This window comes from Vibrio sp. SCP2 (assembly GCF_059295395.1).
Genome location: NZ_JCAFVV010000007.1, coordinates 117,723 through 140,146, shown reverse-complemented (window position 1 = coordinate 140,146; position 22,424 = coordinate 117,723). Strand labels below are relative to the sequence as shown.

The following is a 22,424-nucleotide window of genomic DNA, read 5'->3' as shown; positions in this document are numbered from 1 at the left end:
GTTTTACTTTAACTTGATCACGATTTATTGACTGAATTATCTGAAAGCTGTGATCTGTTTAAAAGAGTGAATATTGAACAGTAAATGTGTGGAAGCTAACCATTAAACGCTGGGGTAGGGAAAGGGAGATAATAAAAAAGCGCTGAAAATCAGCGCTTTATGTGAGTAATTAGCAGTGGGAACTACTTCTTGGTAGTGTCTCGCAGCTTGAGTTTACTTGGGACGTAAACTTGCAAAGGGAGCGCTCGTCCATCGCGCGCTTTTTCGATCAGCAAGTTAACTCCCTGAATTCCCATCATTTCAGAGTGAATTCTTACTGTTGAAAGAGAAGGGAAGGTGAACTTAGCGGTTGGAATATCGTTAACACTAATCAGTGAAATGTCTTGCGGAATATTAAGGCCATGCTCATGAATCGCACGCAATACACCAATCGCAATTGAATCAGAGGCAATAAAAAGTGCGTTAGGGTAGTCCGGTTTAGCGAGCATTTCCTTAGCTAAATCATACCCTGACGAACTGGTAAAATCGCCTCGGTAGATATCATCTAGAGAGACAACGCCTTTTAACTGCCCATATTCTGCAAAGGCAATTTCACGAATATCGGCACTATTCGGTTCGTCTTGACCGCCGATGAAACCGATACGTTGATAGTCTTGAGCGATGAAAAAGTCGGTGATTTCTTTGCTAATGCGCACGAGGTCGATGTCTACCGAATCATATTCACAGTTCGCGTCACTGAAATCGACATAACAGATATTATCGGTGAGTTTTTGGACTTCAGATAAAACATTTGGATGACTGCGACCAACTAAAAGGACACCAGTAACCTTATTGCCTTCAAGAGAAATTTCATTGTTATAACAATTGGTTAGTTCGATGCCTAGTTTGTCACATTGGGTCTCAATACCATGGCGAATCGACAAATAATAAGGGTCATTCACTTCTGCTTCTTGCTTGTAGTTGTAGACAGCAAGAAAGTGGTGATTGTGCTTTTTCCCCAGTCCAGCACGTTTTGAGCTACTGGTTTTGTATTCTAACTTTTCTGCAATTTCCAGAATGCGGTGCTTGGTTTCTTCTTTCACACTGAGTGTCGGATCATCGTTTAAGACTCGCGAAACCGTCGCTAAAGAAACGCCTGCCTCAGTTGCAATATCTTTCAGTGTTGCCATGTGTTCTTACATCCCTTTTTGAGCGGGCAATCTAACTATTGGTCTCTATTGTAAACAAACACACTGATGAAGTACTAATTTTTAGTAAAAATTGTTGTCAGCTTTGCCCTGAGTGTAAAGCAGCAGAGATGGTTAGCTAGAAAACCAATAAAAACAGGGATTAGAAGGGATTTTAAGCCCATAGTTAAAATCATTTTCTGCCTAATATCTTCCCTCTTCTAATGAGTGATTTTGTGGAAACGTTTACACAATGCGAATTTGATCACGGATCTGTATGCGGTTTGATTGGTAGACTTTTTCCAACATCAAGCATTGAGTATTTAGTGCTCAAGATTATCTGGAGAGCAAACAGTGAAAGTTCTAGTCACAGGTGGGATGGGATACATCGGCAGTCATACCTGCGTTCAAATGATTGAAGCAGGGATGGAGCCAATTATCGTAGACAATCTAGCTAACTCAAAACAGCAAGTGTTGAGCCGCGTTGAAGGGGTAACGGGTAAAAAGCCAACGTTTCACATGGGCGATATCCGAGACGAGGCGTTTCTAGACTCTGTGTTTGCGCAGCATGACATCGACGCCGTTATTCATTTCGCTGGACTTAAAGCGGTCGGTGAATCGGTGACAAAACCACTTGAGTACTACGATAACAATGTTAACGGCACCTTGGTCTTGGCGCGTTGTATGCGTAAAGCTGGCGTGAAAAGCATTGTGTTCAGCTCTTCAGCAACCGTGTATGGCGACCCGCAAACTGTGCCAATTACTGAAGACTCTCCAACAGGGGCTACAACCAACCCCTATGGTCGCAGCAAATATATGGTCGAGCAGTGTTTGAGTGATCTCTTCAATGCAGAGAGTGATTGGAGCATCACGCTACTACGCTATTTCAATCCGGTGGGGGCTCATCCATCAGGCACCATGGGTGAAGACCCGCAAGGTATTCCAAACAATTTAATGCCTTTCATTGCTCAAGTTGCAGTAGGACGACGCGAATCTTTAGCGGTATTTGGGGATGATTACCCAACACCAGATGGCACTGGAGTTCGTGACTATATTCATGTGATGGACTTGGCCGATGGTCATATTGCAGCGCTAAAATCTGTTGGGGATAAAGCGGGCTTACATGTTTACAACCTAGGTACGGGTAAAGGTTCCAGTGTGCTTGAGATGGTGAATGCATTTGGTGCAGCTTGTGGTGCGCCTATTCCTTACGAAATCTGTCCGCGTCGCCTAGGGGATATTGCTGAATGTTGGGCGAGTACAGATAAAGCGCAGCGAGATTTAGCTTGGAAAGCCACTCGCGGTGTCGATGAAATGACGGCTGATACATGGCGCTGGCAATCACAAAACCCAAACGGCTATTCCCCTGCGTAACAAGGTTGCACTCCAATTTCATTGGCGAATGCACAAAGGTATTTTTAAAAGTTGAGTAAGTAATATGTCGAGTATTGAGTTTAACCCAGTTGATCATCCACACCGCCGCTACAACCCGCTGACAGGGCAGTGGATTTTAGTTTCACCGCATCGCGCTAAACGTCCATGGAGTGGGGCGGATGAAACCCCAGCTACTGCTGACTTGCCAAGCTATGACGGTAAGTGTTTTTTATGCCCGACGAATGAGCGTATTTCTGGTGATGTGAACCCTGATTACCAAGGTACTTATGTATTTAACAATGATTTTGCCGCGTTGATGACTGACTCGCCAGAGGCGCCCGAATCAGAAAATCCATTATTTAAAACTCAGGGTGTAACAGGGTTGAGCCGGGTAATCTGTTTCTCCCCTGATCACAGCAAAACTTTACCTGAACTTGCCGTTGAAAAAATTCGTGGCGTGATCGATACCTGGAACGAACAAATTGAAGAACTAGGTAAAGACTATGTTTGGGTGCAAGCTTTTGAGAACAAGGGTGAAGCCATGGGCTGCTCTCAGCCGCATCCGCATGGTCAGATTTGGGCGAACAGTTTTCTACCCAATGAAATTGAGCGCAAAGAGCAAAATCTAAAAGCTTACTATCAAGAAAAGGGTACCAATTTACTGGTCGATTATGTTCAGGCTGAATTGAAAGATGGCGAGCGTATTGTAGTGGAGACCGAACACTGGGTAGCACTAGTCCCTTACTGGGCGGCTTGGCCATTTGAGACCATGCTACTGCCGAAAACGCATATTCGCCGTATGAGTGAACTAACAGAAACCCAGCGTGATGATTTGGCTGTGGCAATCAAAAAACTTACCAGTCGTTATGACAACTTATTCCAATGCTCTTTCCCTTACTCAATGGGTTGGCACTACGCACCTTTCTTTGAACAGGGTACGGATATTGAACATTGGCAACTACACGCACTCTTCTATCCGCCACTGCTGCGCAGCGCAACGGTTCGTAAATTTATGGTGGGATACGAAATGCTGGCAGAAAGTCAGCGTGATTTAACCGCAGAGCAAGCCGCGCAGCGTCTACGTGATTTGAGCGATATTCACTACAAAGAACAGTAGCCTCTGTCTTATTTAAAGTTGCAGCTATTTAAGAGGCGTCATAATCGTGGTTTTAGATTGAGCCGCTATTAGAGAATTAAACAGTTTGAGAATTTACTATGTCTGATCTAATCCAAAAGGTAAAAACTTCATTTCAACAAACGCTGGGCTATGCACCAAGCCACATTATTCAAGCGCCGGGTCGCGTTAATTTGATCGGTGAGCATACCGACTACAATGATGGTTTTGTTCTGCCATGTGCCATTGATTACCAAACTGTCGTTGCAGCAGCTAAGCGTGACGACAATATTGTTCGAGTTGTATCGGTTGATTATGGCAATGAGCTTGATGAGTTTGATATCAGCCAAGAGATTACCTTTCAGAAAGATAAAATGTGGCCTAACTACATTCGTGGTGTGGTGAAGTGTCTCATAGAGCGCGGCTACGAGTTTAGTGGTGCGGATATTTCTGTCAGTGGTAATGTTCCTCAAGGCGCAGGGCTTAGCTCATCAGCAGCGCTTGAAGTGGTGATTGGTCAGACATTTAAGGTGCTTTACAACCTAGAAATCTCCCAGGCTGAGATTGCTCTAAATGGTCAGCAAGCTGAGAACGAATTTGTCGGATGTAATTGCGGCATTATGGATCAGATGATTTCTGCTGAAGGTAAAGAGAATCACGCAATGCTGCTTGATTGTCGCAGCCTAGAAACACAGGCGGTTTCAATGCCTGAAAACATGTCAGTGGTGATCATCAACTCGAATAAAAAGCGTGGATTGGTCGATAGCGAATACAACACTCGCCGTAAGCAATGTGAAGAAGCGGCTCGCATCTTTGGCGTAAAAGCGTTGCGTGATGTCACTATTGAGCAGTTCAATACTAAGGCGTGTGAACTAGATGAGTTAGTGGCAAAACGTGCGCGCCATGTGATCAGTGAAAACGACAGAACGGTTGAAGCGGCTGAGGCGTTGCGTAATCACGATATGAAGCGTATTGGAGAGTTGATGGCCCAATCCCATGCCTCTATGCGTGACGACTTTGAAATCACAGTCAAAGAGATCGACACCTTAGTTGAGATCGTTAAACAAGTGATCGGTGAGCAAGGTGGCGTTCGTATGACAGGAGGCGGTTTTGGCGGTTGTATTGTTGCGGTTATGCCACCTGAACTTGTAGAGCCAGTCAAAGCGGCGGTTGCAGCACAATATGAGGCAGCGACGGGGCTGAAAGAGTCTATCTACGTGTGCCAAGCTAAAAATGGCGCGGGTGTGGTGGAGTAACTTAAATGATGGCTCATCCTCTTTTTGAGAGTATGACTAAGCAGTCTGCCTATGATGGGCAGCCTGCTCAGTTAATCGAATTGACCAATGCTAGAGGGGTTAGCATTGTGTTGATGGACATCGGAGCTACGTGGCTCAGTTGTCGTTTACCTTTGGCGTGCGGGGAGCAGCGCGAAGTCTTGCTTGGTGTAGGGGCTATGGCTGACTTTGAGTGCCAACAAAGTTACATGGGGGTAACGGTTGGTCGCTATGCAAACCGCATTGCCAATGGTCTTTTTGATCTCGAAGGTCAGCAAGTTCAGTTGGTGACGAATCAAGCGGGCAATTGCTTACATGGTGGTGTCACTGGCTTTGATAAGCTGCGCTGGGACATTGTCGCGCAAACTGCTCAAAGGGTGACTTTTAGTCTCCAATCTTCAGATGGTGACCAAGGTTTCCCCGGTAATCTAAGTGTCTCTGTCACTTATCAGCTCGATAACGACGGCAGCGTCTCGATTGAATACTTTGCTCACACCGACAAAGCAACGCCAGTCAATCTGACTAATCACGCCTACTTTAATCTCAATGGCGCGGGTAGCGAGTTAGACGCGCGCCATCATACTTTGAATATTTGTTCTGATTACTATTTGCCAACCAGCGATGTAGGGATTCCTCTCGGTGAGCTGGAAAGTGTGAGTGGCACTGGATTCGACTTTCGCGTGGCAAAAAGCATCACGCAAGACTTGTTGCAAGACGAACAACAGCAAGCGGCGAAAGGCTATGATCACAGCTATTGGTTTGAGCCAAACCGAGACAGAACATTACCCGTTGCAAGCCTAGTTAGTGAAGACAGCTTAGTGACTATGCGAGTGTTAACCGATAAGCCCGCAATGCAGCTTTATACTGGTAATTGGTTAGCAGGAACCCCTGCGCGCGATGGGGAAGAATATGCAGACTACGCAGGCGTAGCATTGGAAACCCAGTTTTTACCTGATTCGCCTAACCATCCCGAATGGCAGCAACCAAGTTGTATTCTCCACCCAGAACAGGAATACAGGTATAAAACCACCTATCAATTTGCGCTCTAACTTAGCTTCTAAAACACCGACTACTAAAAAACGCCAGTCTGCTAACTGGCGTTAAAGCCCTTCAAATTCGTCAATCGCGGCTCTTGCTTCAGAGAGAGAACACCCCGACTGAGTAACGAGCTGATTGATTGTGATATTTGGTGACTCAGCAATGATAGCTGACAGATCAACAACGGGAGTGGGCAAAGCTTTATCGATCGCTTTCACAATCCACAAAGTATCTTCCGTAACCAAGTATTGTTTGAGTTCTCTTAACGCTTGTTCCTCTCCATTAAGCAACCAATGCCGAGAACGTCGGATACGCTTTACTTGGCAGCCATTACCAACAATCGCGCTGATAACCTGCGCTTTATCGTTAACGCGGTGAACAAAACTGTTTAACGGAACGGAAATCATGGTGAGTCAATTAAGGGAATTAATAGATGCCACTTTATCGCAACACACCTCAAATCGCCACGCTCTCTATTTCCATGTGGAGTTGATAGATTTTCTCTATCTCGATTGATAGTGATTCCCTATCAGAGCAATAGAAACGTTCAAATTTACCTATCAACCTGGTCAGGGCAATATAACTCCATCGACGCAAGGCAGCGTTCAAACACTAGATTAGAAAGAGAGTAAAATCATGATCAACACACAAATCAAACCATTCTCAGCAACAGCATTTAAAAACGGCGAGTTCGTAGATATCACAGAGCAAGACGTGAAAGGCAAATGGGCAGTATTCTTCTTCTACCCAGCTGATTTTACTTTCGTATGTCCAACTGAGCTTGTAGACCTACAAGAGAAGTACGCTGAACTTCAATCACGTGGTGTAGAAGTTTACTCAGTATCAACAGATACTCACTTCTCACACAAAGCGTGGCACGATACTTCTGACAAGATCGGTACTATCGAATACTTCATGGTAGGTGACCAAACTGGCACTATCACTAACAACTTCAACGTGATGCGTGAAGGTCAAGGTCTTGCTGACCGTGCTACTTTCCTAATCGACCCAGAAGGTACTATCCAAGCAATGGAAATCACTGCTGAAGGTATCGGTCGTGACGCAGAAGACTTACTACGTAAAGTTAAAGCAGCACAGTACGTTGCAGCAAACCCTGGTGAAGTTTGCCCAGCGAAATGGAAAGAAGGTGAAGAGACTCTAGCGCCATCTCTAGACCTAGTAGGTAAAATCTAACCTCATTACCAGGTTTGTACAGGTATGCCTTGCTCTGCTCCTATTGAGCTTGGCATACCGCCTTTAATGTTAAAGCCATACCCGAATAGGGTGTGGCTTTTTGCGTTTGATTTTTGCAGAAAACAATTCTGATGGCGTGGAGTTTTCGATAGGTTTTGCCTACCAAACTAATAGAAACGTTCAAATTTACCTATCTACGACCGCAGGGCAATATAGCTCCATCAGCGCAGTAGAGCGCATCTGAATCACAAATGAATAGTAGGTAATATCATGTTAGACCAAGCGGTGAAGCAGCAGCTTAAAGCATACCTAGAAAACTTAAAAACAGACGTTCAGCTTGTATTGAGCCTTGATGAAAGCGAAACAGCAAGCAAGCTCCAAGCACTGGCGGATGATATCGCTTCACTGACAGACAAAATCCAAGTAACGCGTGACGACAACGCAAGCTCACGCAAACCAATTATGCAGGTTGTGAACCAAACACAAGGGACAGCGATTGGTTTTGCAGGCTTGCCAATGGGTCACGAGTTTACATCTCTGGTTCTCGCTCTTCTTCACAGCGGCGGCCACCCAATCAAGCTAGAAGCGGAAGTGATTGAGCAGATCAAGCAGCTAGACCAAGCACTAAACGTGGAAATCTTTATTTCACTATCATGTCAAAACTGTCCTGAAGTAGTTCAGGCGTTCAACATGATGTCTGCGATTAACCCTCTAGTCAAAACAACCATGATTGATGGTGCTGCATTCCAAGATGAAGTGAAATCACGCGATATCATGGCGGTGCCTAGTGTCTTCATTAACGGTGAGCTGTTTGGTCAAGGCCGTATGTCACTGGCTGAGATTCTTAACAAAGTTGATTCCGGTGCAGCAGCGAAAAAAGCAGCCAGCCTAAACGAACAAGCACCATTTGATGTTTTGGTTGTTGGCGGTGGTCCTGCGGGTTCTTCAGCGGCAATCTACGCAGCACGTAAAGGCATTCGCACAGGTGTCGTCGCTGAGCGTTTCGGTGGTCAGGTGATGGATACGATGGCGATTGAGAACTTTATCTCAGTCAAAGCGACAACCGGTCCTAAGTTAGTTGCGAGTCTAGAAGAGCACGTTAAAGAATACGGCGTGGAAGTAATGACTGAGCAACGCGCTGCCAACATTATCGATGCAGAGCAGACTGAAGATGGTTACATCCATGTTGAGCTTGAAAGCGGCGCAGTACTAAAAGCTCGCACAGTGATTACCAGTACAGGTGCACGCTGGCGTGAAATGAATGTTCCTGGTGAGCAAGAGTACCGCAACAAAGGGGTTGCTTACTGTCCACACTGTGATGGCCCATTATTTAAAGGCAAGAAAACAGCGGTAATCGGTGGTGGTAACTCAGGTATTGAAGCGGCGATTGATCTAGCTGGGATTGTTGAACATGTTACCGTTCTGGAGTTTGCAGACACCCTACGTGCTGACCAAGTTCTGATCGATAAAGCCAATGCGACTCCTAATATTGAAATCATCAAGATGGCGCAAACCACACAAGTGCTAGGCGACGGCAACCGTGTTACTGGCTTGGAGTATCAAGATCGCAATACAGGTGAGATTAAGAAAATCGAATTAGCCGGTATCTTTGTTCAAATTGGCCTAATGCCAAACAGCGAATGGTTGAAAGGTACTAAGGTTGAGCTTTCACCACGCGGTGAAATTGAAATCGATGCGCACGGTGCAACTACGATGAGCGGTGTCTTTGCTGCGGGTGACGTAACTACGGTACCGTACAAGCAAATCATCATCGCCATGGGTGAGGGTGCTAAAGCAAGCTTAGGTGCGTTCGATTACCTAATTCGCACCCCAGCTCCAGCAAAGGTTGCTGGAACAGCGTAAATAGTTTCATCCCTGTCCATATTCATTTGCAAACATTTTGTCGGTAATTTCGACGCCACTTCCAAGCGATTGGAAGTGGCTTTTTTTGTTTGCGCGCAGCGACTAATTATCTTCAAACCATTTTTGGGTGAAATCGATAAAAGCGGCAAGCTTGTTGCTGCTACGTAATTGCGGTGGGTAGATAAGATAAATATTGCTTCTGGCAATAAAGTAATTCGGTAGTAGTTGTACTAACTGCCCACTATCTAATGAAGGCTGCACCAAGTAGCTCGGCATTTTGATAATGCCTATACCTTGTTGTGCGGCGGTAAGAAGCAGTAAGTTGTCGTTAAGTAGCACGTTGCCGTCCGTTTCTACCTCGATGGTTTTAGTCCCATCGACAAACTGCCAACGACGTAAATTAGGATCGGATAAACAGTTGTGATTGACCAGCTCGTCTGGGTGAGTGGGTACGCCATGTTTCTTAAGATACTCTGGAGACGCGCAGCAGATGTGTTGATAAGGAACCAATTTTTTTGCCACCATGTTGTCTGGTGGATTGTTGGTGGCTCTAATTGCTAAGTCGAAATGACTTTTGGTTAGATCTTTGCGGTTATAACCGACATCAAGATCAAACTCGATTTCAGGGTATTGTCGCTGAAATTGATGACAGATATCGATCAAGAAGCGATGGCTAAAAATGGTGGGCGCAGTAATTCGAAGCAGGCCACTGACATCGCTCTTAGTGTGGTCGAGCTCTTTTTCCAACTCAAGGATAGAAGCATTGATAAACTGCATTTTCGCCAGAATTTTTTCTCCCGCCGCAGTTAGGCGCACATTGCGTGTCGAACGAATCAGCAGACTGGCTTCTAGTTCTTGCTCTAACTGGTTGATTTGTGAAGAAAGGTAGCTGCGTGAAATGCCTAAATTGTCCGCTGCCTTAGAAAAGCTGAGTTGTTTTGCCACTTCACTAAACAACGCATAGCGCTCGAAGCGTTTGTGCATCTTCTGCATATCTCACTCACCTGAGTTCTTGAATCTGTCGTTAATTATATCGTTCTATATAGGAAATTAAATATCATCTATTGTGCTGTATATCGAATTATCTTTTCTTGTTAGCTAGTTTAATCCCTAGCTTTAGTACCAGTATACTGAGTGCAGAACAGAGTAAACTCACGGCAATATTGCAATGGTGAGGTCTATAAATCAGGGGATAGAGATGAATAAGACACATCCGGTGTTTTCACCAATGATCCAAGGTTACTGGCGTATGGCTGAGTGGGGAATGAACACTCAGCAGCAACTGTCATTTGTTAAGCAGCACCTAGAGTTAGGTATTACAACGGTAGACCATGCGCCTGTTTATGGCCCAGACTCTGCGTGCGAGCGTATGTTTGGTCAAGTGTTGGCATTAGATAGCAGCTTGCGCGATCAAATTGAGATCGTCTCTAAATGCGGAATTTACCGTGGTGAAGATCCTCAGGTTAACCATTACAACAGTGGTAAAGCCGCCATTATTGAATCCGTTGATCAATCGTTAACTCGACTCAATACCGATCATCTAGATGTGTTACTCCTGCATCGCCCAGACTTACTGATGGATGCTGATGAAGCGGCTGAAGCATTCGCTCAGTTAAAAGCAGCGGGTAAAGTAAAACATTTTGGTGTGTCTAACTTTACCCCGGCTCAGTTTGCTCTATTGCAATCAAGAGTTGAGCAGCCATTGATCACTAACCAAGTTGAGATCAATCCGGTCAACCTGCAAATGACGGAAGATGGCACGCTAGAACAACTTCAGCAACATCGTGTGCAACCAATGGCGTGGTCTTGTCTCGCTGGTGGGCGTATCTTCAGTGAAGAGAGTGAACAGATGGATCGCATCCGTCACACTTTGACAGAAGTGGCGCAAGAAATCGGCGCAAGCTCTATCGACCAAGTCATTTTCGCATGGGTATTGCGTTTACCTTCCAACCCAATCCCAATCTTGGGCAGTGGTAACATTGAGCGTGTTCACGCTGCGGTTGGCGCGCTTGAACTGTCATTGACCAATGAACAGTGGTACCGAATTTGGGTCGCATCGAAAGGTCATGGTGTGGCTTAAAAGCCTAAAACAACAAAGGCGTTACTCAGGTAACGCCTTTGTTTTATTTAGCGGGTGCTACGTTTAGGTCACTTTTTCAACTGAATTGCGGCGTACTAAGGTCGGCGTAAACATCAGTGCCTCATCGTTTGAGTTTTGTTCTTTGGCTAGGTTCAGCGCTAAACGCGCCGCTCGTTCTGCCATCATCGCGATTGGATAGCGGATAGTTGTCAGGCGAGGGCTGACATAGCGAGCGATCAAGCCATCATCAAAACCAAGCATTGAAATTTGATCCGGCACCTTGATGCCATTTTCGTCTAGCACTGACAGCGCACCCGCGGCCATGTAGTCGTTGTAGGCTACAACGCCAGTGATGTCTAAAGATTTAGTCAGCAGATTCGTCATGGCAACTTCACCGCCATCGTTGTTCGGCTCACCATATTCAATATAGCTTTGCGGAAGTTCGATATTGTTGTCTCGCAGGGCTTGTAAGTAACCATCAACACGTTGATCCGAGTCTTCAATACGATGCGCTGAAGCGACGCAAGCTATCTTAGTATGACCATGGCGGATAAGGTATTCCGTGGCGAGGTAGGCACCTCGGCGGTTGTCTAAAGCGATACAGCGCTCGGCCATTTCAGGAATATGGCGATTGATGAAAACCAGGCCTTTGACTTCTTTGGCATAGCCGATCAATTCTTCATCTGACAAACCTTTCGAATGAATAACCAAGGCATCGCAACGGTTGTTGATCAATAGCTCAATCGCCTTTCGCTCTTCTTCCGGGCTGTGGTAGCCGTTGCCGATCAAGATATGTTTACCGTGTTCATGGGCAACATTGTCGACGGCTTTGACCAAAGTGCCAAAAAAAGGATCAGATACATCGCCAACTAATACCCCAACCGTATTACTGCTTTGACTGACCAACGCTTTCGCTGCGGCATTCGGTCGATAGCCTAGTTTGGCCATCGCCTGTGTCACTGAAGCAATCGATGCTTTGCTCGCTTTTGGTGATTTGTTAATGACCCGAGAAACAGTCGCGATTGATACGCCCGCTTCTTTGGCGACATCTTTAATAGTTGCCATGTGTGACCTCGAAAAATACTCCTAGGGTTATTTAACCCTTTGAATGTAAATAAGGCAAATTGTATAGCATTCAGTTTCTTGAAATGCGATCTTTACCACTTGCAATATAAGCGATTGCTGATAGTGTAAACGTTGTCTTTTAGTAAAACTTTACCAACTTTAAGTTCGAGGTTTATCATGGAAACGATCGCATACACCGACTTCGCAAAATTAGAAATGCGTACAGGAAAAATCATCGAAGTCGCTCGCCACGAAAATGCAGACAAACTCTACATCGTTCAAATAGATGTTGGGGAAAAGACGCTGCAAACCGTCACTAGCTTAGTGCCTTATTACACCGAGCAGGAGTTGATGGGAAAAGAAGTAGTGGTGCTGTGTAACTTGGCGAAAGCCAAAATGCGTGGAGAAACCTCGGAATGTATGTTGCTTTGCGCTGAGACGGACGATGAATCACAAAGTGTTCTGTTAACCCCAGAGCGTTCTATGCCTGCTGGGGTTCGTATTGTATAGAGTTCTCTTTTCGGCTGAGGGTTTTTAGTTAGGTTCTTGCTTCAGCCACCAGGGCATCAATTGTGTTGTGGTGCTCTGGTTTTACTCCTGCCAAATTGCCATATTTGGGCTGATGGCGATCATTCTCCAATGGAAAGTTCCAGCCAATGGTATGTTCTACAAACTGCTGGGCAAACTGCTCGGAAATTTCTAGACACCCTGCGAGTACAGTATCGACGTAAGTCTGCATGATAGGGCTCAATGAACAAGGTGGTTCAGGGTTGTCTTTGATGTAAACCCACACATGATCATTGGTCGATAATACTAGTTCAGCATCAAGTTTATCCGCTGAGATTAAAACTCGGTGATACCCTCGTTCGCGAATGTCGAATTCTTTCAGTCCGTCATCGCTGACTTCCAGTAAAACCCCATTGACCTGTCCCTGTCCTTTGTCTACCACCAGTGGCGATAGAATATAGCTATCATCAACTTTGCCCCAGTAACGCCTGAAGCCGTGTGCGGTAGCGGGAATCGCTGCGGAAGTTTGGCCAGTCAGTTGTCGTGAGGCAGAGTTCATCAGACTGCCGTAGCCAAAGATATAGTTTGCCATTCTGCTCTCCTTATTGATTGGCATGATCAGCAGAGTTCTAAACTAGCGACTTTTCGAGATAAAAGGAAGTGATACAAATTGTTTTATTAAGGTCATAATGACATGTGTTTATTGTGTCATTATGACTTTAAATAGAGTGGTTAGAGCGCTGAAAGCAAGAGTCTATAACGCTTTAACAAACTGGAACACTTCTTGCGATAGTGAAACAAGTTAGAGATTTAAATTTGTTTAGGAGTATTTCAGTGCTCAATATTACCGACAAAAAGGTCGAAGAAGCCATTCCACCCGTTTTACGTCTTGGGTTTCGACCTTTCTTTCTTCTTGGTTCTATTTATGCCGTTATTGCGATAGCGGTTTGGGTATGGATGTTTCAATCCGGCCAGCCAACAACATTGCAAGTGCCTGCGCTGTGGTGGCACGTACATGAAATGATATTTGGCTTTGCGATGGCGATTGTTGTTGGCTTTGTGTTAACTGCAGTGCAAAACTGGACGGGCATTAACGGCACTAAACATCACCGTTTAGCCATCTTGGTTGGGTTGTGGTTGGCGCCTCGCGTACTGTTATGGACGCCAACGCCGTTGTGGCTCATCTCTTCTATTGAAGCGCTGTTTTTAGCTATGACAGCATTTGAAGTCGGGACTCGGGTGGTCAAAGCAAAAGGGTGGCGTAACCTGTTTTTCGTTCCCTTGTTTGTTCTGGCAATCGTGGCTAACTTTGCCAGTTACGCAACAGTGAAGGGGATGCCACCGTTTCCTTCATCGGCGGTGTGGCAAGCTATGCTGTGGTGGTTCACCTTGTTGCTTTCTATTATGGGGAGCAGAGTGATCCCATTCTTTACCGCTCGTCGGTTTAATTTCGAAAAGCCTCAACCTATCGTCTGGTTAGATTGGGTGGCGAACTTGCCATTGGTAGGGCTGTTTATTCTCAGCTTCTTCCCGATGACGTTTGCACAGTTAGGTCAACCGCTAATGGTAATTTCAGGGTTAGCACATTTGATTAGAGTGATGAGGTGGCAGCCGTGGCGAACTCTCAGTGAGCCTCTAGTCTGGTCGCTGCATGCAACCTACTTATGTATTCCAGTGAGTTTGTTGCTGCGTGGTTTACTCGACAACCCATTTGCCAGCCACAATATGCTGCACATGTTTGCTATTGGCGCCATTGGTGGTGTGATCTTAGCGATGATCGCACGTGTGACTATGGGGCACACCGGGCGCGCGATTTACCAAGGTCCAAACATGAGTGTTGCTTTCGCAGCGATTATATTGGCTGCTTTGGTTCGAAGCTTAGGCGTTGCCTTTTTCCCTCAATATCTGATTGAATCGGTCAACATCAGCGCCGCATTGTGGATACTCGCTTTCGCTATGTATGTGGGGATGTTTGGCAAAATGCTGCTCACGCCAAGAGTCGATGGGCACCCTGGTTAAAGTGAATTAAACCAAAAGAAAAGGCTTGGCGAGTTGAAGTGCCAAGCCTTTTTCATTGCGATAGGAAAGTGGGGGCTAACCTACCTCAGAAAACGGGACCACTGTGGCAGGTTGCTTACTCTTTAGATAGTCACTTAGCGCCTGTTGCTCTTGGCTATTTAGGTACAAGCCAAGTTTGGTACGACGCCACAAGATATCCTCTTCGGTGACTGACATTTCATGTTCAACGAGATAGTCGATTTCACGTTGGAAAACACCTTGAGCTGCGTCCGAGAACTTAATCCCCAGCGCATCGATATTTTCCATTCCTTCCAGTAGCTTCCATGTATAGGTGCCAAACTGCGTGACATAGCGCAGCAATAGTGCTTCGGGTAACCAAGGGTAGGCGTTGTGAATCGTTCCGGCTAGCTGTTCACGTGAGCAACTGAAGTTACCGCCAGGAAGCGCATGGTTTGCTGTCCAAGGTGTACCCATATTAGGTAGGTAAGGCTTGAGCTTTTCTAACGCCGCTTCACCCAGCTTACGGTAGGTCGTGAGCTTGCCACCAAATACGGAAAGCAGTGGTGCTTGGTCGTATTCCGCTTCCAGTTCAAGTGTGTAATCGCGCGTGATCGCTTGTGGTGAGTCTGATTCGTCATCACATAAAGGTCGCACGCCGCTGTATGTCCAAACCACGTCCTCACGTTTAAGCTGCTGGACGAAGTGTTGGTTGACGATGTCGATGAGGTAATCGACTTCATCATCAGAGATGGCAACTTCACGTGGGTCACCTTTGTATTCCACATCGGTGGTACCAATGATCGAGAACTTATCTAAATAAGGAATCATGAACACAATTCGGTGATCTTGGTTTTGAAGAATGTAAGCTTGAGGCTCATCATGAATACGAGGAACGACAATATGCGATCCTTTGATCAAGCGAATATTACGAGGAGAGGCTTGCTCTAAACCATCATCAAAGAACTGTTTGACCCACGGCCCTGCCGCGTTGACTAAGGCTTTTGCCTTACGTTCTATTGCTTGGCCAGTCAGTTCATCACGAATAGTCACGCTCCACAGTTCACCTTCACGTCGAGCGCTTTCTACACGGCTGTAGTTACGGATCTCTGCATTGTTCTCCTGAGCAGCAAGGACATTGAGCAGCACTAAGCGCGCGTCGTCTACCCAGCAGTCTGAATACTCAAAGCCTTTTTTCATTTCAGGCTTAAGTATGCCGGACTTGGCTAAATCAATCCCTTTACTTGCAGGCAGTGTGGTGCGTTTACCTAGGTTGTCGTACAGGAATAGTCCACAACGGATCATCCAAGCTGGGCGGAGAAATGGTCGATGAGGTAAGCGAAAACGCATCGGTTGAGCAACATGGGGCGCTTTCTGGAGTAACACTTCCCGTTCAGCGAGCGCTTCCGAAACCAAACGAAACTCATAATGCTCTAAATAGCGTAAGCCACCGTGGATCAGTTTAGAACTGGCCGACGAAGTGGCTGATGCGAAATCTTGTGCTTCGTATAGACCGACTGAGAGTCCACGACCTGCCGCATCTGCAGCAATACCTGCGCCATTGATACCACCACCAATAACGATCAAATCTAAAACTTTTTGCGAATTAGCCGAATTCTGGTTGTTACTCATGAATATGACCTTGTGTTGAGCGAACGAGCATTTTTGAACATAATTAAATCCTAGCTCAGCTTTCGTTTTTGATCACTATTTATTTTCGTTTACGCTCGTTTGTGTGATTTGTGCACAAAAAAAACCTTTATCTCGCGATAAAGGTTTCAATAAGGTTAAATTCAAATGAAGAAATGTTGATTATTCTTCTTTGTTCACCACTTCTAAAGGAATGGAATGTTCTTTAAGGATTGAAAGGATTTCTTTTGGTGGCTGCTTATCGGTAAACAGCATGTGGAGTTGAGAGATGTTGCCTAGTTTGACCATTGCATTACGACCAAACTTGGAGTGGTCAACGGCTAAGAACACACTACGGCTGTTCTCAATAATCGCTTGTTTCACTCTGACTTCATGGTAGTCAAAGTCGAGTAGAGAACCATCAAAATCAATGCCACTAATCCCCAGAATACCGAAGTCTAGTCTGAACTGTTTGACGAAATCGAGTGTTGCTTCGCCGACAATACCGCCGTCTCGATTGCGCACCTCTCCGCCCGCGAGAATCACTTTAAATTCTGGATTCGGAAGCAAGATAGTCGCGACATTGATGTTATTGGTGACAACACGTAATTGCTTGTGATTTTTACTCAGTGCACGAGCGATGGCCTCTGGGGTGGTACCGATGTCGATAAATAGCGTCGCGCCATCTGGAATGTGTTTGACCACTTCGTCAGCGATCACATCCTTTTCATTGAAGTTCATGCTCTTACGATCGGTATAAGAGGTGTTTTCTGAACTTAATGGGATCGTAGCACCGCCGTGATAGCGGCGAATTTTGTTTTCGTCCGCTAACTCATTCAGGTCTCGTCTGATGGTTTGTGGACTGACATTAAACTTTTCAACTAACTCATCAGTACTCACATACCCCTGCTTTTGTACAAGAGCAATGATTTGCTGATGTCTTGGTATTTGCTTCACTCGCCGCTCCCTGTGTTCGAACTATTAGAATTAATACACTAACATTCGAAAATAATAACTCGCGCTATTGTGCGCGAATTCTTTCGTTCTGAGAAGAGACGCGTGTATGGAATAGGGGGCAAGGCGCAAAAAAAGGGCGCCTTAAGACGCCCCACGTTTACTAAGCTAATACCGGATTTAGTTACTAGTCTTCTTCATTATGCATTTCAGCCCATACCTGAGCACACTTCACGGCGCGCTTCCATCCTTTGTAACGGCGATTGCGTTTCTCTTCGTCATGATGAGGCTCAAAGGTGCGATCGAGTTCGGCTTTGTTTTGCAGCTCATCGATACTATTCCAATATCCAACGGCAAGGCCTGCAAGGTAAGCTGCGCCCAATGCGGTAACTTCGGTTACTTTAGGACGGTGAACCTCAGTATCTAAAACATCTGATTGGAACTGCATAAGGAAATTATTAGCAACTGCACCACCATCAACACGTAAGTTGGCCAGTTTAATGCCCGAGTCCGCCTGCATCGCATCAAGAACATCTCTGGTTTGATAAGCGATACCTTCTAGCGTCGCTCTTATGATGTGGTTAGAGCTGACACCACGGGTTAGGCCAACAATAGTGCCACGCGCCCAAGCATCCCAATACGGAGCACCAAGGCCAGTAAAGGCTGGGACGACATACACCCCATTGGATGAGTCGACTTTGGTGGCGAAGTATTCAGAATCTTTTGCGTCAGCAAGCAGTTTCATCTCATCACGTAACCATTGGATAGAAGCGCCACCCATGAATACCGCGCCTTCTAATGCATAAGCAGGTTCCCCTGAAGGTCCACAAGCCAATGTAGTGAGCAAACCATGGGTAGAGTTGACCTTCTCTTGTCCGGTATTCATCAGTAGAAAACAACCCGTTCCATAGGTGTTTTTTGCTTGACCAGCTTCGACACACATTTGACCGTAGAGTGCGGCTTGCTGGTCTCCAGCGATACCGGCAATAGGGATCCTTGTACCGCCTTTACCACCAATGTTGGTTTGTCCGTAAATTTCAGAAGAGCGTTTAACCTCTGGCATCATTGAAGCCGGAATTCCTAGCTCATCAAGTAGTTTTTGATCCCAGCATAGGTCGTTGATGTTAAACAGCATGGTGCGAGACGCATTGGTATAGTCTGTGACATGAACACGGCCTTGAGTCATTTTCCAAACTAACCAAGTATCAACGGTGCCGAACAAGAGCTTGCCCGCTTCGGCATCTTCTCTTGCTCCTTCAACATTGTCGAGTATCCACTTTACTTTGGTTCCCGAGAAGTAAGGATCGAGAACTAATCCGGTATTTTCTCTGACGTACTCTTCCAATCCTCGCTCTTTGAGCTGCTCACAAATTTCTGCAGTTCGGCGGCACTGCCATACGATCGCATTGTAAACAGGTTTACCCGTCTCTTTATTCCAAACGATGGTGGTTTCACGTTGGTTAGTGATGCCAATAGCTGCGAGCTGATCACTGCTTATGCCAGACTTAGCTAGTGTTTCAATCAAGGTTGAGCTTTGGGTCGCCCAAATTTCGAGAGGGTCATGTTCCACCCATCCTGACTGAGGATAGATTTGTGTGAATTCACGTTGCGAGATACTAACGATGTTTGCATCGTGATCCAAAATCACCGCGCGTGAGCTTGTTGTGCCTTGGTCTAGGGCAACAATGTACTTTTGCTCAGTCATGGTAAGAGTCCTTTTGTTTCGTTATTACTATTTTAGCTAATCTTGGTCTGCTTATCTTTGCCGTGCGAGTCGAGACAGGGCGGTTTGAGCAGTAAAGATTGGTGTAGTTTCCCTGTTTATGCACATTAATTTTGCATATATCACGGCAATCGAAAACAAACGAGCATAAAAAATGAGCGTTTAAGCATATAAATGTTAAGTAAACGCGCTTTGTTTGTTAATCCTCTCTGTCTGTTTGCTATCTATGGGTAGTTGTCGAAAGCCCTAAAAAATCGATGTTAGCCCCTTAATGAGCATGCCTTTCAGTCACTCTGTTATCGAGAGTATTACCGTTGTGAATAGCTTTATTTGAGATTTTGTACGGTAGGGGAGTTGGTGTTTTGTTCAACATGGTCATTCGAACAGTAACTAAATATGTGAAAAGTGGAAGCGTGCGCTAACTATTTTGCCTTAATACACTGTATTTACTCAGATTTAATTCTTATGCAACATTTGTCACAGAAATAAATTGAATTTCTAATAGAATGCGCAAGCTTTCGAACGAAACTTTATTTTGCTCGTTCGAGTTTTTGAAGACCCTACCATCGCTCAAATTATAATGAGGCCCCTATGTTTGGAATATTTAAACCTAAGGCGCACATCGATCGCTTACCCACAGATAAGATTGATGGCGCTTATTCCCGTTTACGTTGGCAGCTCTTTATCGGCATCTTTGTCGGTTATGCAGGCTACTATCTAGTACGTAAAAACTTCAGTCTGGCTATGCCATACCTAATTGAACAAGGCTTTAGTCGTGGTGATCTTGGCGTTGCGCTTGCTGCGGTCTCTATTGCTTATGGTCTGTCCAAATTTTTGATGGGCAGTGTGTCGGACCGCTCTAACCCACGTTATTTCCTAAGTGGCGGTTTGTTGATGTCCGCCTTGGTGATGTTCTGTTTTGGTTTTATGCCTTGGGCTACCGGAAGCATCGCAGCCATGTTCATTCTGTTGTTCTTGAACGGCTGGTTTCAAGGAATGGGGTGGCCTGCCTGCGGTCGAACCATGGTTCACTGGTGGTCGCGTAAAGAGCGGGGTGAGATCGTTTCGGTTTGGAACGTGGCACACAACGTTGGCGGCGGCTTAATTGGTCCACTGTTTATTCTCGGATTATGGGCATTCAACGATGATTGGCGAACTGCTTTCTATGTTCCCGCTTTCTTTGCCACTCTCGTTGCGATTTTTATCTGGTTTACTGTTCGAGATACGCCTCAGTCTTGTGGCTTGCCTCCGATTGAAGAGTACAAAGAAGATTATCCAGATGACTACGACAAGTCACATGAGAAAGAGATGACGGCAAAAGAGATCTTCTTTAAATATGTTTTCTCTAACAAGCTCTTGTGGTCGATCGCGATTGCCAATGCGTTTGTCTACCTGATTCGTTACGGAGTATTGGACTGGGCACCTGTATATCTCAAAGAAGCGAAAGATTTTTCAGTCGACAAATCCTCGTGGGCTTACTTCTTATATGAGTGGGCGGGGATCCCTGGCACTCTGCTTTGTGGCTGGATTTCCGATAAGTTGTTCAAAGGTCGCCGAGCACCTGCAGGTATCTTGTTTATGGTTCTCGTTACCGTCGCAGTTCTAGTTTACTGGTTTAACCCAGCCGGTAACCCTACGGTTGATATGATGGCTCTCGTGGCGATTGGCTTCTTAATTTACGGCCCAGTAATGCTAATCGGTCTCTATGCATTAGAACTGGCACCGAAGAAGGCGGCGGGAACGGCGGCAGGACTGACTGGCTTGTTTGGTTACTTAGGTGGCGCTGTGGCGGCGAATGCGATTCTCGGCTATACGGTTGACCACTTTGGCTGGGATGGCGGATTCATCATCTTGGTAGGCTCTTGTATTACATCTATCGTTTGTTTGACCTATGCCTTCTTAGGTGAAAGAGCGCACCACGAACAAAAAGCACGCGAGAAAGAAGCGCTAGCCTGATCTCAGGTTGTTGCTTCTTAAGTAGAAAACAATAAAAACAACGTCAGTGACTATAAAGCTTACTATTACTAATAGCTAAGCGAAAAAATCCCCCAGCAGGTATCTGCTAGGGGATTTTATTATTAACAAGCGCTAACTATGTCTACTGTGCTTTTAGTTGTTGCTGTGAAGCTCAGAGTTCAGTTCTACAGCCGTCTTGTTAGCAAGACATTCAATTTGGCCTGTTACTGAGTTACGACGGAAGAGTAGGTCGGATACGCCAGCAAGATCACGAGCTTTAACCACTTCTACTTCATTGCCTTCTGAATCAAGCATACGCACTTTAGAGCCCGCAGTTACATAAAGGCCAGATTCAACAGTACAACGATCGCCTAGTGGGAAACCAAGACCTGCGTTAGCACCAAGCAGTGAGTTTTCACCGATAGATACGACAACAGTACCACCGCCAGATAGCGTACCCATGATAGATGCACCGCCACCGATATCTGAACCGTCGCCAACAACCACGCCAGCAGAAATACGGCCTTCAACCATGCTTACACCTGTTGTGCCAGCATTGAAGTTAATGAAGCCTTCGTGCATAACCGTAGTACCTTCGCCCACGTGCGCACCAAGACGTACGCGAGATGTGTCAGCGATACGAACGCCTGCAGGAACCACGTAATCAACCATCTTAGGAAACTTATCGACACAATCTACAGATAGTGCGCGACCTGCTAGACGAGCTTCAATTTGACGCTCAGCCAGTTCTGGTAGATCGATAGGACCTTCGTTAGTCCAAGCAATGTTGTGCAGTAGGCCGAAGATACCATCAAGCACAGTACCGTGAGGTTGAACTAGGCGGTTAGAGATCAGTTGTAGCTTAAGGAAGCCTTCTGCTACTGACGCCGGTTTCTCGTCCGAAGCTAGAACAACCAGTACTAGTGGCTGAGAAGATTCCGCTGCTTTTGCCGCGAATGATGCGTTTGCTGCGTCGCCATTTGCTTCAAATGCGCCAGCAAGCTCAGCACTTTGAGCCGCAGAGATTTCGATAGCTTGGTTACCTTGCTCATAACCTGCCACTTTTGCTACCGCTTCAACTAGAGCGTCAGCTGGGTTAAGAACTGGGTTTGGGAAAAATGCTTCGATGATTTTTCCATCACGGTTTTTGGTTGCCGTACCAAAGGCTAGAGAAAAGTAAGCCATGTTTCATCTCCATGTAGATATCGTTTCGACAGGGCGTTGTTGCTCTGTCTCAAATTAAGTTAGATTCATCATAAAGAGACGATTTAAGAGTTTAAAGACCTGAAATGGAGAAAGTCTGTAAGCCGATATTTTTTGTCTCTTTAGCGATATGTTGTCTTTTTGCCTATATTGGCGATTATTACTACCCGTAATAAAAAGAGCCCGAAGCAGTGCTTCGGGCTCTTTAGTAAGACTTTACTTATAACTGATTGGCGCTGCGCTTTTTGCGCTTATTACTGTTTATATA

19 protein-coding genes are annotated in these 22,424 nt (G+C 45.7%); 10 read left to right on the top strand and 9 right to left on the bottom strand.

Annotation, left to right across the window (positions count from 1 at the left end; all coding sequences use genetic code 11):
* Positions 1-182: 182 nt before the first annotated feature.
* Entirely contained in the window at positions 183-1,169 is a 987-nt protein-coding gene (gene ebgR, locus AC5O63_RS17710; protein ID WP_004747873.1) for a transcriptional regulator EbgR, read from the bottom strand.
* A 351-nt stretch (positions 1,170-1,520) separates the two neighbouring features.
* Between ebgR and galE the strand changes: the two genes are divergently transcribed.
* From galE to galM, 4 genes are all read left to right on the top strand, one after another.
* A complete protein-coding gene (gene galE, locus AC5O63_RS17705) occupies positions 1,521-2,540 on the top strand; it encodes a UDP-glucose 4-epimerase GalE (protein WP_494505776.1) in 1,020 nt (339 codons plus the stop codon).
* A 64-nt stretch (positions 2,541-2,604) separates the two neighbouring features.
* Positions 2,605-3,657 (top strand): UDP-glucose--hexose-1-phosphate uridylyltransferase, encoded by a 1,053-nt coding sequence (locus AC5O63_RS17700; protein ID WP_494505775.1) that lies wholly within the window; start codon positions 2,605-2,607, stop codon positions 3,655-3,657.
* Positions 3,658-3,755: 98 nt separating this feature from the next.
* A complete protein-coding gene (gene galK, locus AC5O63_RS17695; protein WP_494505774.1) occupies positions 3,756-4,910 on the top strand; it encodes a galactokinase in 1,155 nt (384 codons plus the stop codon).
* Between the two features lie 8 nt (positions 4,911-4,918).
* Entirely contained in the window at positions 4,919-5,977 is a 1,059-nt protein-coding gene (gene galM / locus AC5O63_RS17690; RefSeq protein WP_494505810.1) for a galactose-1-epimerase, read from the top strand.
* Positions 5,978-6,028: 51 nt separating this feature from the next.
* On the opposite strand, the gene AC5O63_RS17685 is transcribed toward galM, so the two are convergent.
* On the bottom strand, positions 6,029-6,373 hold the full coding sequence (locus AC5O63_RS17685) for a ribosome recycling factor family protein (protein WP_494505773.1): 345 nt from the start codon (positions 6,371-6,373) through the stop codon (positions 6,029-6,031).
* Between the two features lie 229 nt (positions 6,374-6,602).
* Between AC5O63_RS17685 and ahpC the strand changes: the two genes are divergently transcribed.
* Together ahpC and ahpF are read left to right on the top strand one after the other, a co-directional pair.
* Positions 6,603-7,160, top strand: a complete 558-nt coding sequence (gene ahpC / locus AC5O63_RS17680) for an alkyl hydroperoxide reductase subunit C (RefSeq protein WP_004747884.1) — start codon at positions 6,603-6,605, stop codon at positions 7,158-7,160.
* Between the two features lie 270 nt (positions 7,161-7,430).
* Complete coding sequence (gene ahpF / locus AC5O63_RS17675) at positions 7,431-9,023, top strand: alkyl hydroperoxide reductase subunit F (protein ID WP_494505772.1); 1,593 nt, start codon at positions 7,431-7,433, stop codon at positions 9,021-9,023.
* Positions 9,024-9,125: 102 nt separating this feature from the next.
* Here the strand turns inward: ahpF and AC5O63_RS17670 are convergent, their stop codons facing one another.
* Entirely contained in the window at positions 9,126-10,016 is an 891-nt protein-coding gene (locus tag AC5O63_RS17670) for a LysR family transcriptional regulator (protein WP_494505771.1), read from the bottom strand.
* A gap of 205 nt (positions 10,017-10,221) precedes the next feature.
* Here AC5O63_RS17670 and AC5O63_RS17665 point away from each other — a divergent pair, with 205 nt between their 5' ends.
* A complete protein-coding gene (locus AC5O63_RS17665) occupies positions 10,222-11,103 on the top strand; it encodes an aldo/keto reductase (protein ID WP_494505770.1) in 882 nt (293 codons plus the stop codon).
* Positions 11,104-11,166: 63 nt separating this feature from the next.
* Here the strand turns inward: AC5O63_RS17665 and AC5O63_RS17660 are convergent, their stop codons facing one another.
* Positions 11,167-12,168, bottom strand: a complete 1,002-nt coding sequence (locus AC5O63_RS17660; protein WP_494505769.1) for a substrate-binding domain-containing protein — start codon at positions 12,166-12,168, stop codon at positions 11,167-11,169.
* Positions 12,169-12,345: 177 nt separating this feature from the next.
* On the opposite strand from AC5O63_RS17660, the gene AC5O63_RS17655 reads away from it, so the two are divergent.
* Positions 12,346-12,678: a tRNA-binding protein gene (locus AC5O63_RS17655; protein ID WP_004747893.1), complete on the top strand. Its 333-nt coding sequence runs from the start codon at positions 12,346-12,348 to the stop codon at positions 12,676-12,678.
* A 28-nt stretch (positions 12,679-12,706) separates the two neighbouring features.
* Here the strand turns inward: AC5O63_RS17655 and AC5O63_RS17650 are convergent, their stop codons facing one another.
* Positions 12,707-13,267: a gamma-glutamylcyclotransferase family protein gene (locus AC5O63_RS17650; protein ID WP_494505768.1), complete on the bottom strand. Its 561-nt coding sequence runs from the start codon at positions 13,265-13,267 to the stop codon at positions 12,707-12,709.
* A gap of 242 nt (positions 13,268-13,509) precedes the next feature.
* Between AC5O63_RS17650 and AC5O63_RS17645 the strand changes: the two genes are divergently transcribed.
* Positions 13,510-14,694 (top strand): NnrS family protein, encoded by a 1,185-nt coding sequence (locus tag AC5O63_RS17645; RefSeq protein ID WP_494505767.1) that lies wholly within the window; start codon positions 13,510-13,512, stop codon positions 14,692-14,694.
* 75 nt (positions 14,695-14,769) lie between these two features.
* Here the strand turns inward: AC5O63_RS17645 and glpD are convergent, their stop codons facing one another.
* The 3 genes from glpD to glpK form a co-directional block, all read right to left on the bottom strand.
* Entirely contained in the window at positions 14,770-16,323 is a 1,554-nt protein-coding gene (gene glpD, locus AC5O63_RS17640) for a glycerol-3-phosphate dehydrogenase (RefSeq protein WP_494505766.1), read from the bottom strand.
* Between the two features lie 180 nt (positions 16,324-16,503).
* A complete protein-coding gene (locus tag AC5O63_RS17635; RefSeq protein WP_171322168.1) occupies positions 16,504-17,277 on the bottom strand; it encodes a DeoR/GlpR family transcriptional regulator in 774 nt (257 codons plus the stop codon).
* A 184-nt stretch (positions 17,278-17,461) separates the two neighbouring features.
* On the bottom strand, positions 17,462-18,979 hold the full coding sequence (gene glpK / locus AC5O63_RS17630) for a glycerol kinase GlpK (protein ID WP_004747901.1): 1,518 nt from the start codon (positions 18,977-18,979) through the stop codon (positions 17,462-17,464).
* Between the two features lie 609 nt (positions 18,980-19,588).
* Between glpK and glpT the strand changes: the two genes are divergently transcribed.
* Positions 19,589-20,953 (top strand): glycerol-3-phosphate transporter, encoded by a 1,365-nt coding sequence (glpT, locus tag AC5O63_RS17625; protein ID WP_171322171.1) that lies wholly within the window; start codon positions 19,589-19,591, stop codon positions 20,951-20,953.
* 153 nt (positions 20,954-21,106) lie between these two features.
* Here the strand turns inward: glpT and dapD are convergent, their stop codons facing one another.
* The gene (dapD, locus tag AC5O63_RS17620) at positions 21,107-22,138 is read right to left on the bottom strand and encodes a 2,3,4,5-tetrahydropyridine-2,6-dicarboxylate N-succinyltransferase (RefSeq protein ID WP_494505765.1); all 1,032 of its coding nucleotides are present in this window, start codon (positions 22,136-22,138) and stop codon (positions 21,107-21,109) included.
* Between the last annotated feature and the right edge of the window lie 286 nt (positions 22,139-22,424).

Coding starts and splice junctions, on each gene's coding strand:
- ebgR (WP_004747873.1), bottom strand. CDS start 1,169: ATGGCAACACTGAAAGATATTGCAACTGAGGCAGGCGTTTCTTTAGCG.
- AC5O63_RS17700 (WP_494505775.1), top strand. CDS start 2,605: ATGTCGAGTATTGAGTTTAACCCAGTTGATCATCCACACCGCCGCTAC.
- galK (WP_494505774.1), top strand. CDS start 3,756: ATGTCTGATCTAATCCAAAAGGTAAAAACTTCATTTCAACAAACGCTG.
- galM (WP_494505810.1), top strand. CDS start 4,919: ATGGCTCATCCTCTTTTTGAGAGTATGACTAAGCAGTCTGCCTATGAT.
- AC5O63_RS17685 (WP_494505773.1), bottom strand. CDS start 6,373: ATGATTTCCGTTCCGTTAAACAGTTTTGTTCACCGCGTTAACGATAAA.
- ahpC (WP_004747884.1), top strand. CDS start 6,603: ATGATCAACACACAAATCAAACCATTCTCAGCAACAGCATTTAAAAAC.
- ahpF (WP_494505772.1), top strand. CDS start 7,431: ATGTTAGACCAAGCGGTGAAGCAGCAGCTTAAAGCATACCTAGAAAAC.
- AC5O63_RS17670 (WP_494505771.1), bottom strand. CDS start 10,016: ATGCAGAAGATGCACAAACGCTTCGAGCGCTATGCGTTGTTTAGTGAA.
- AC5O63_RS17665 (WP_494505770.1), top strand. CDS start 10,222: ATGAATAAGACACATCCGGTGTTTTCACCAATGATCCAAGGTTACTGG.
- AC5O63_RS17660 (WP_494505769.1), bottom strand. CDS start 12,168: ATGGCAACTATTAAAGATGTCGCCAAAGAAGCGGGCGTATCAATCGCG.
- AC5O63_RS17655 (WP_004747893.1), top strand. CDS start 12,346: ATGGAAACGATCGCATACACCGACTTCGCAAAATTAGAAATGCGTACA.
- AC5O63_RS17650 (WP_494505768.1), bottom strand. CDS start 13,267: ATGGCAAACTATATCTTTGGCTACGGCAGTCTGATGAACTCTGCCTCA.
- glpD (WP_494505766.1), bottom strand. CDS start 16,323: ATGAGTAACAACCAGAATTCGGCTAATTCGCAAAAAGTTTTAGATTTG.
- glpK (WP_004747901.1), bottom strand. CDS start 18,979: ATGACTGAGCAAAAGTACATTGTTGCCCTAGACCAAGGCACAACAAGC.
- glpT (WP_171322171.1), top strand. CDS start 19,589: ATGTTTGGAATATTTAAACCTAAGGCGCACATCGATCGCTTACCCACA.
- dapD (WP_494505765.1), bottom strand. CDS start 22,138: ATGGCTTACTTTTCTCTAGCCTTTGGTACGGCAACCAAAAACCGTGAT.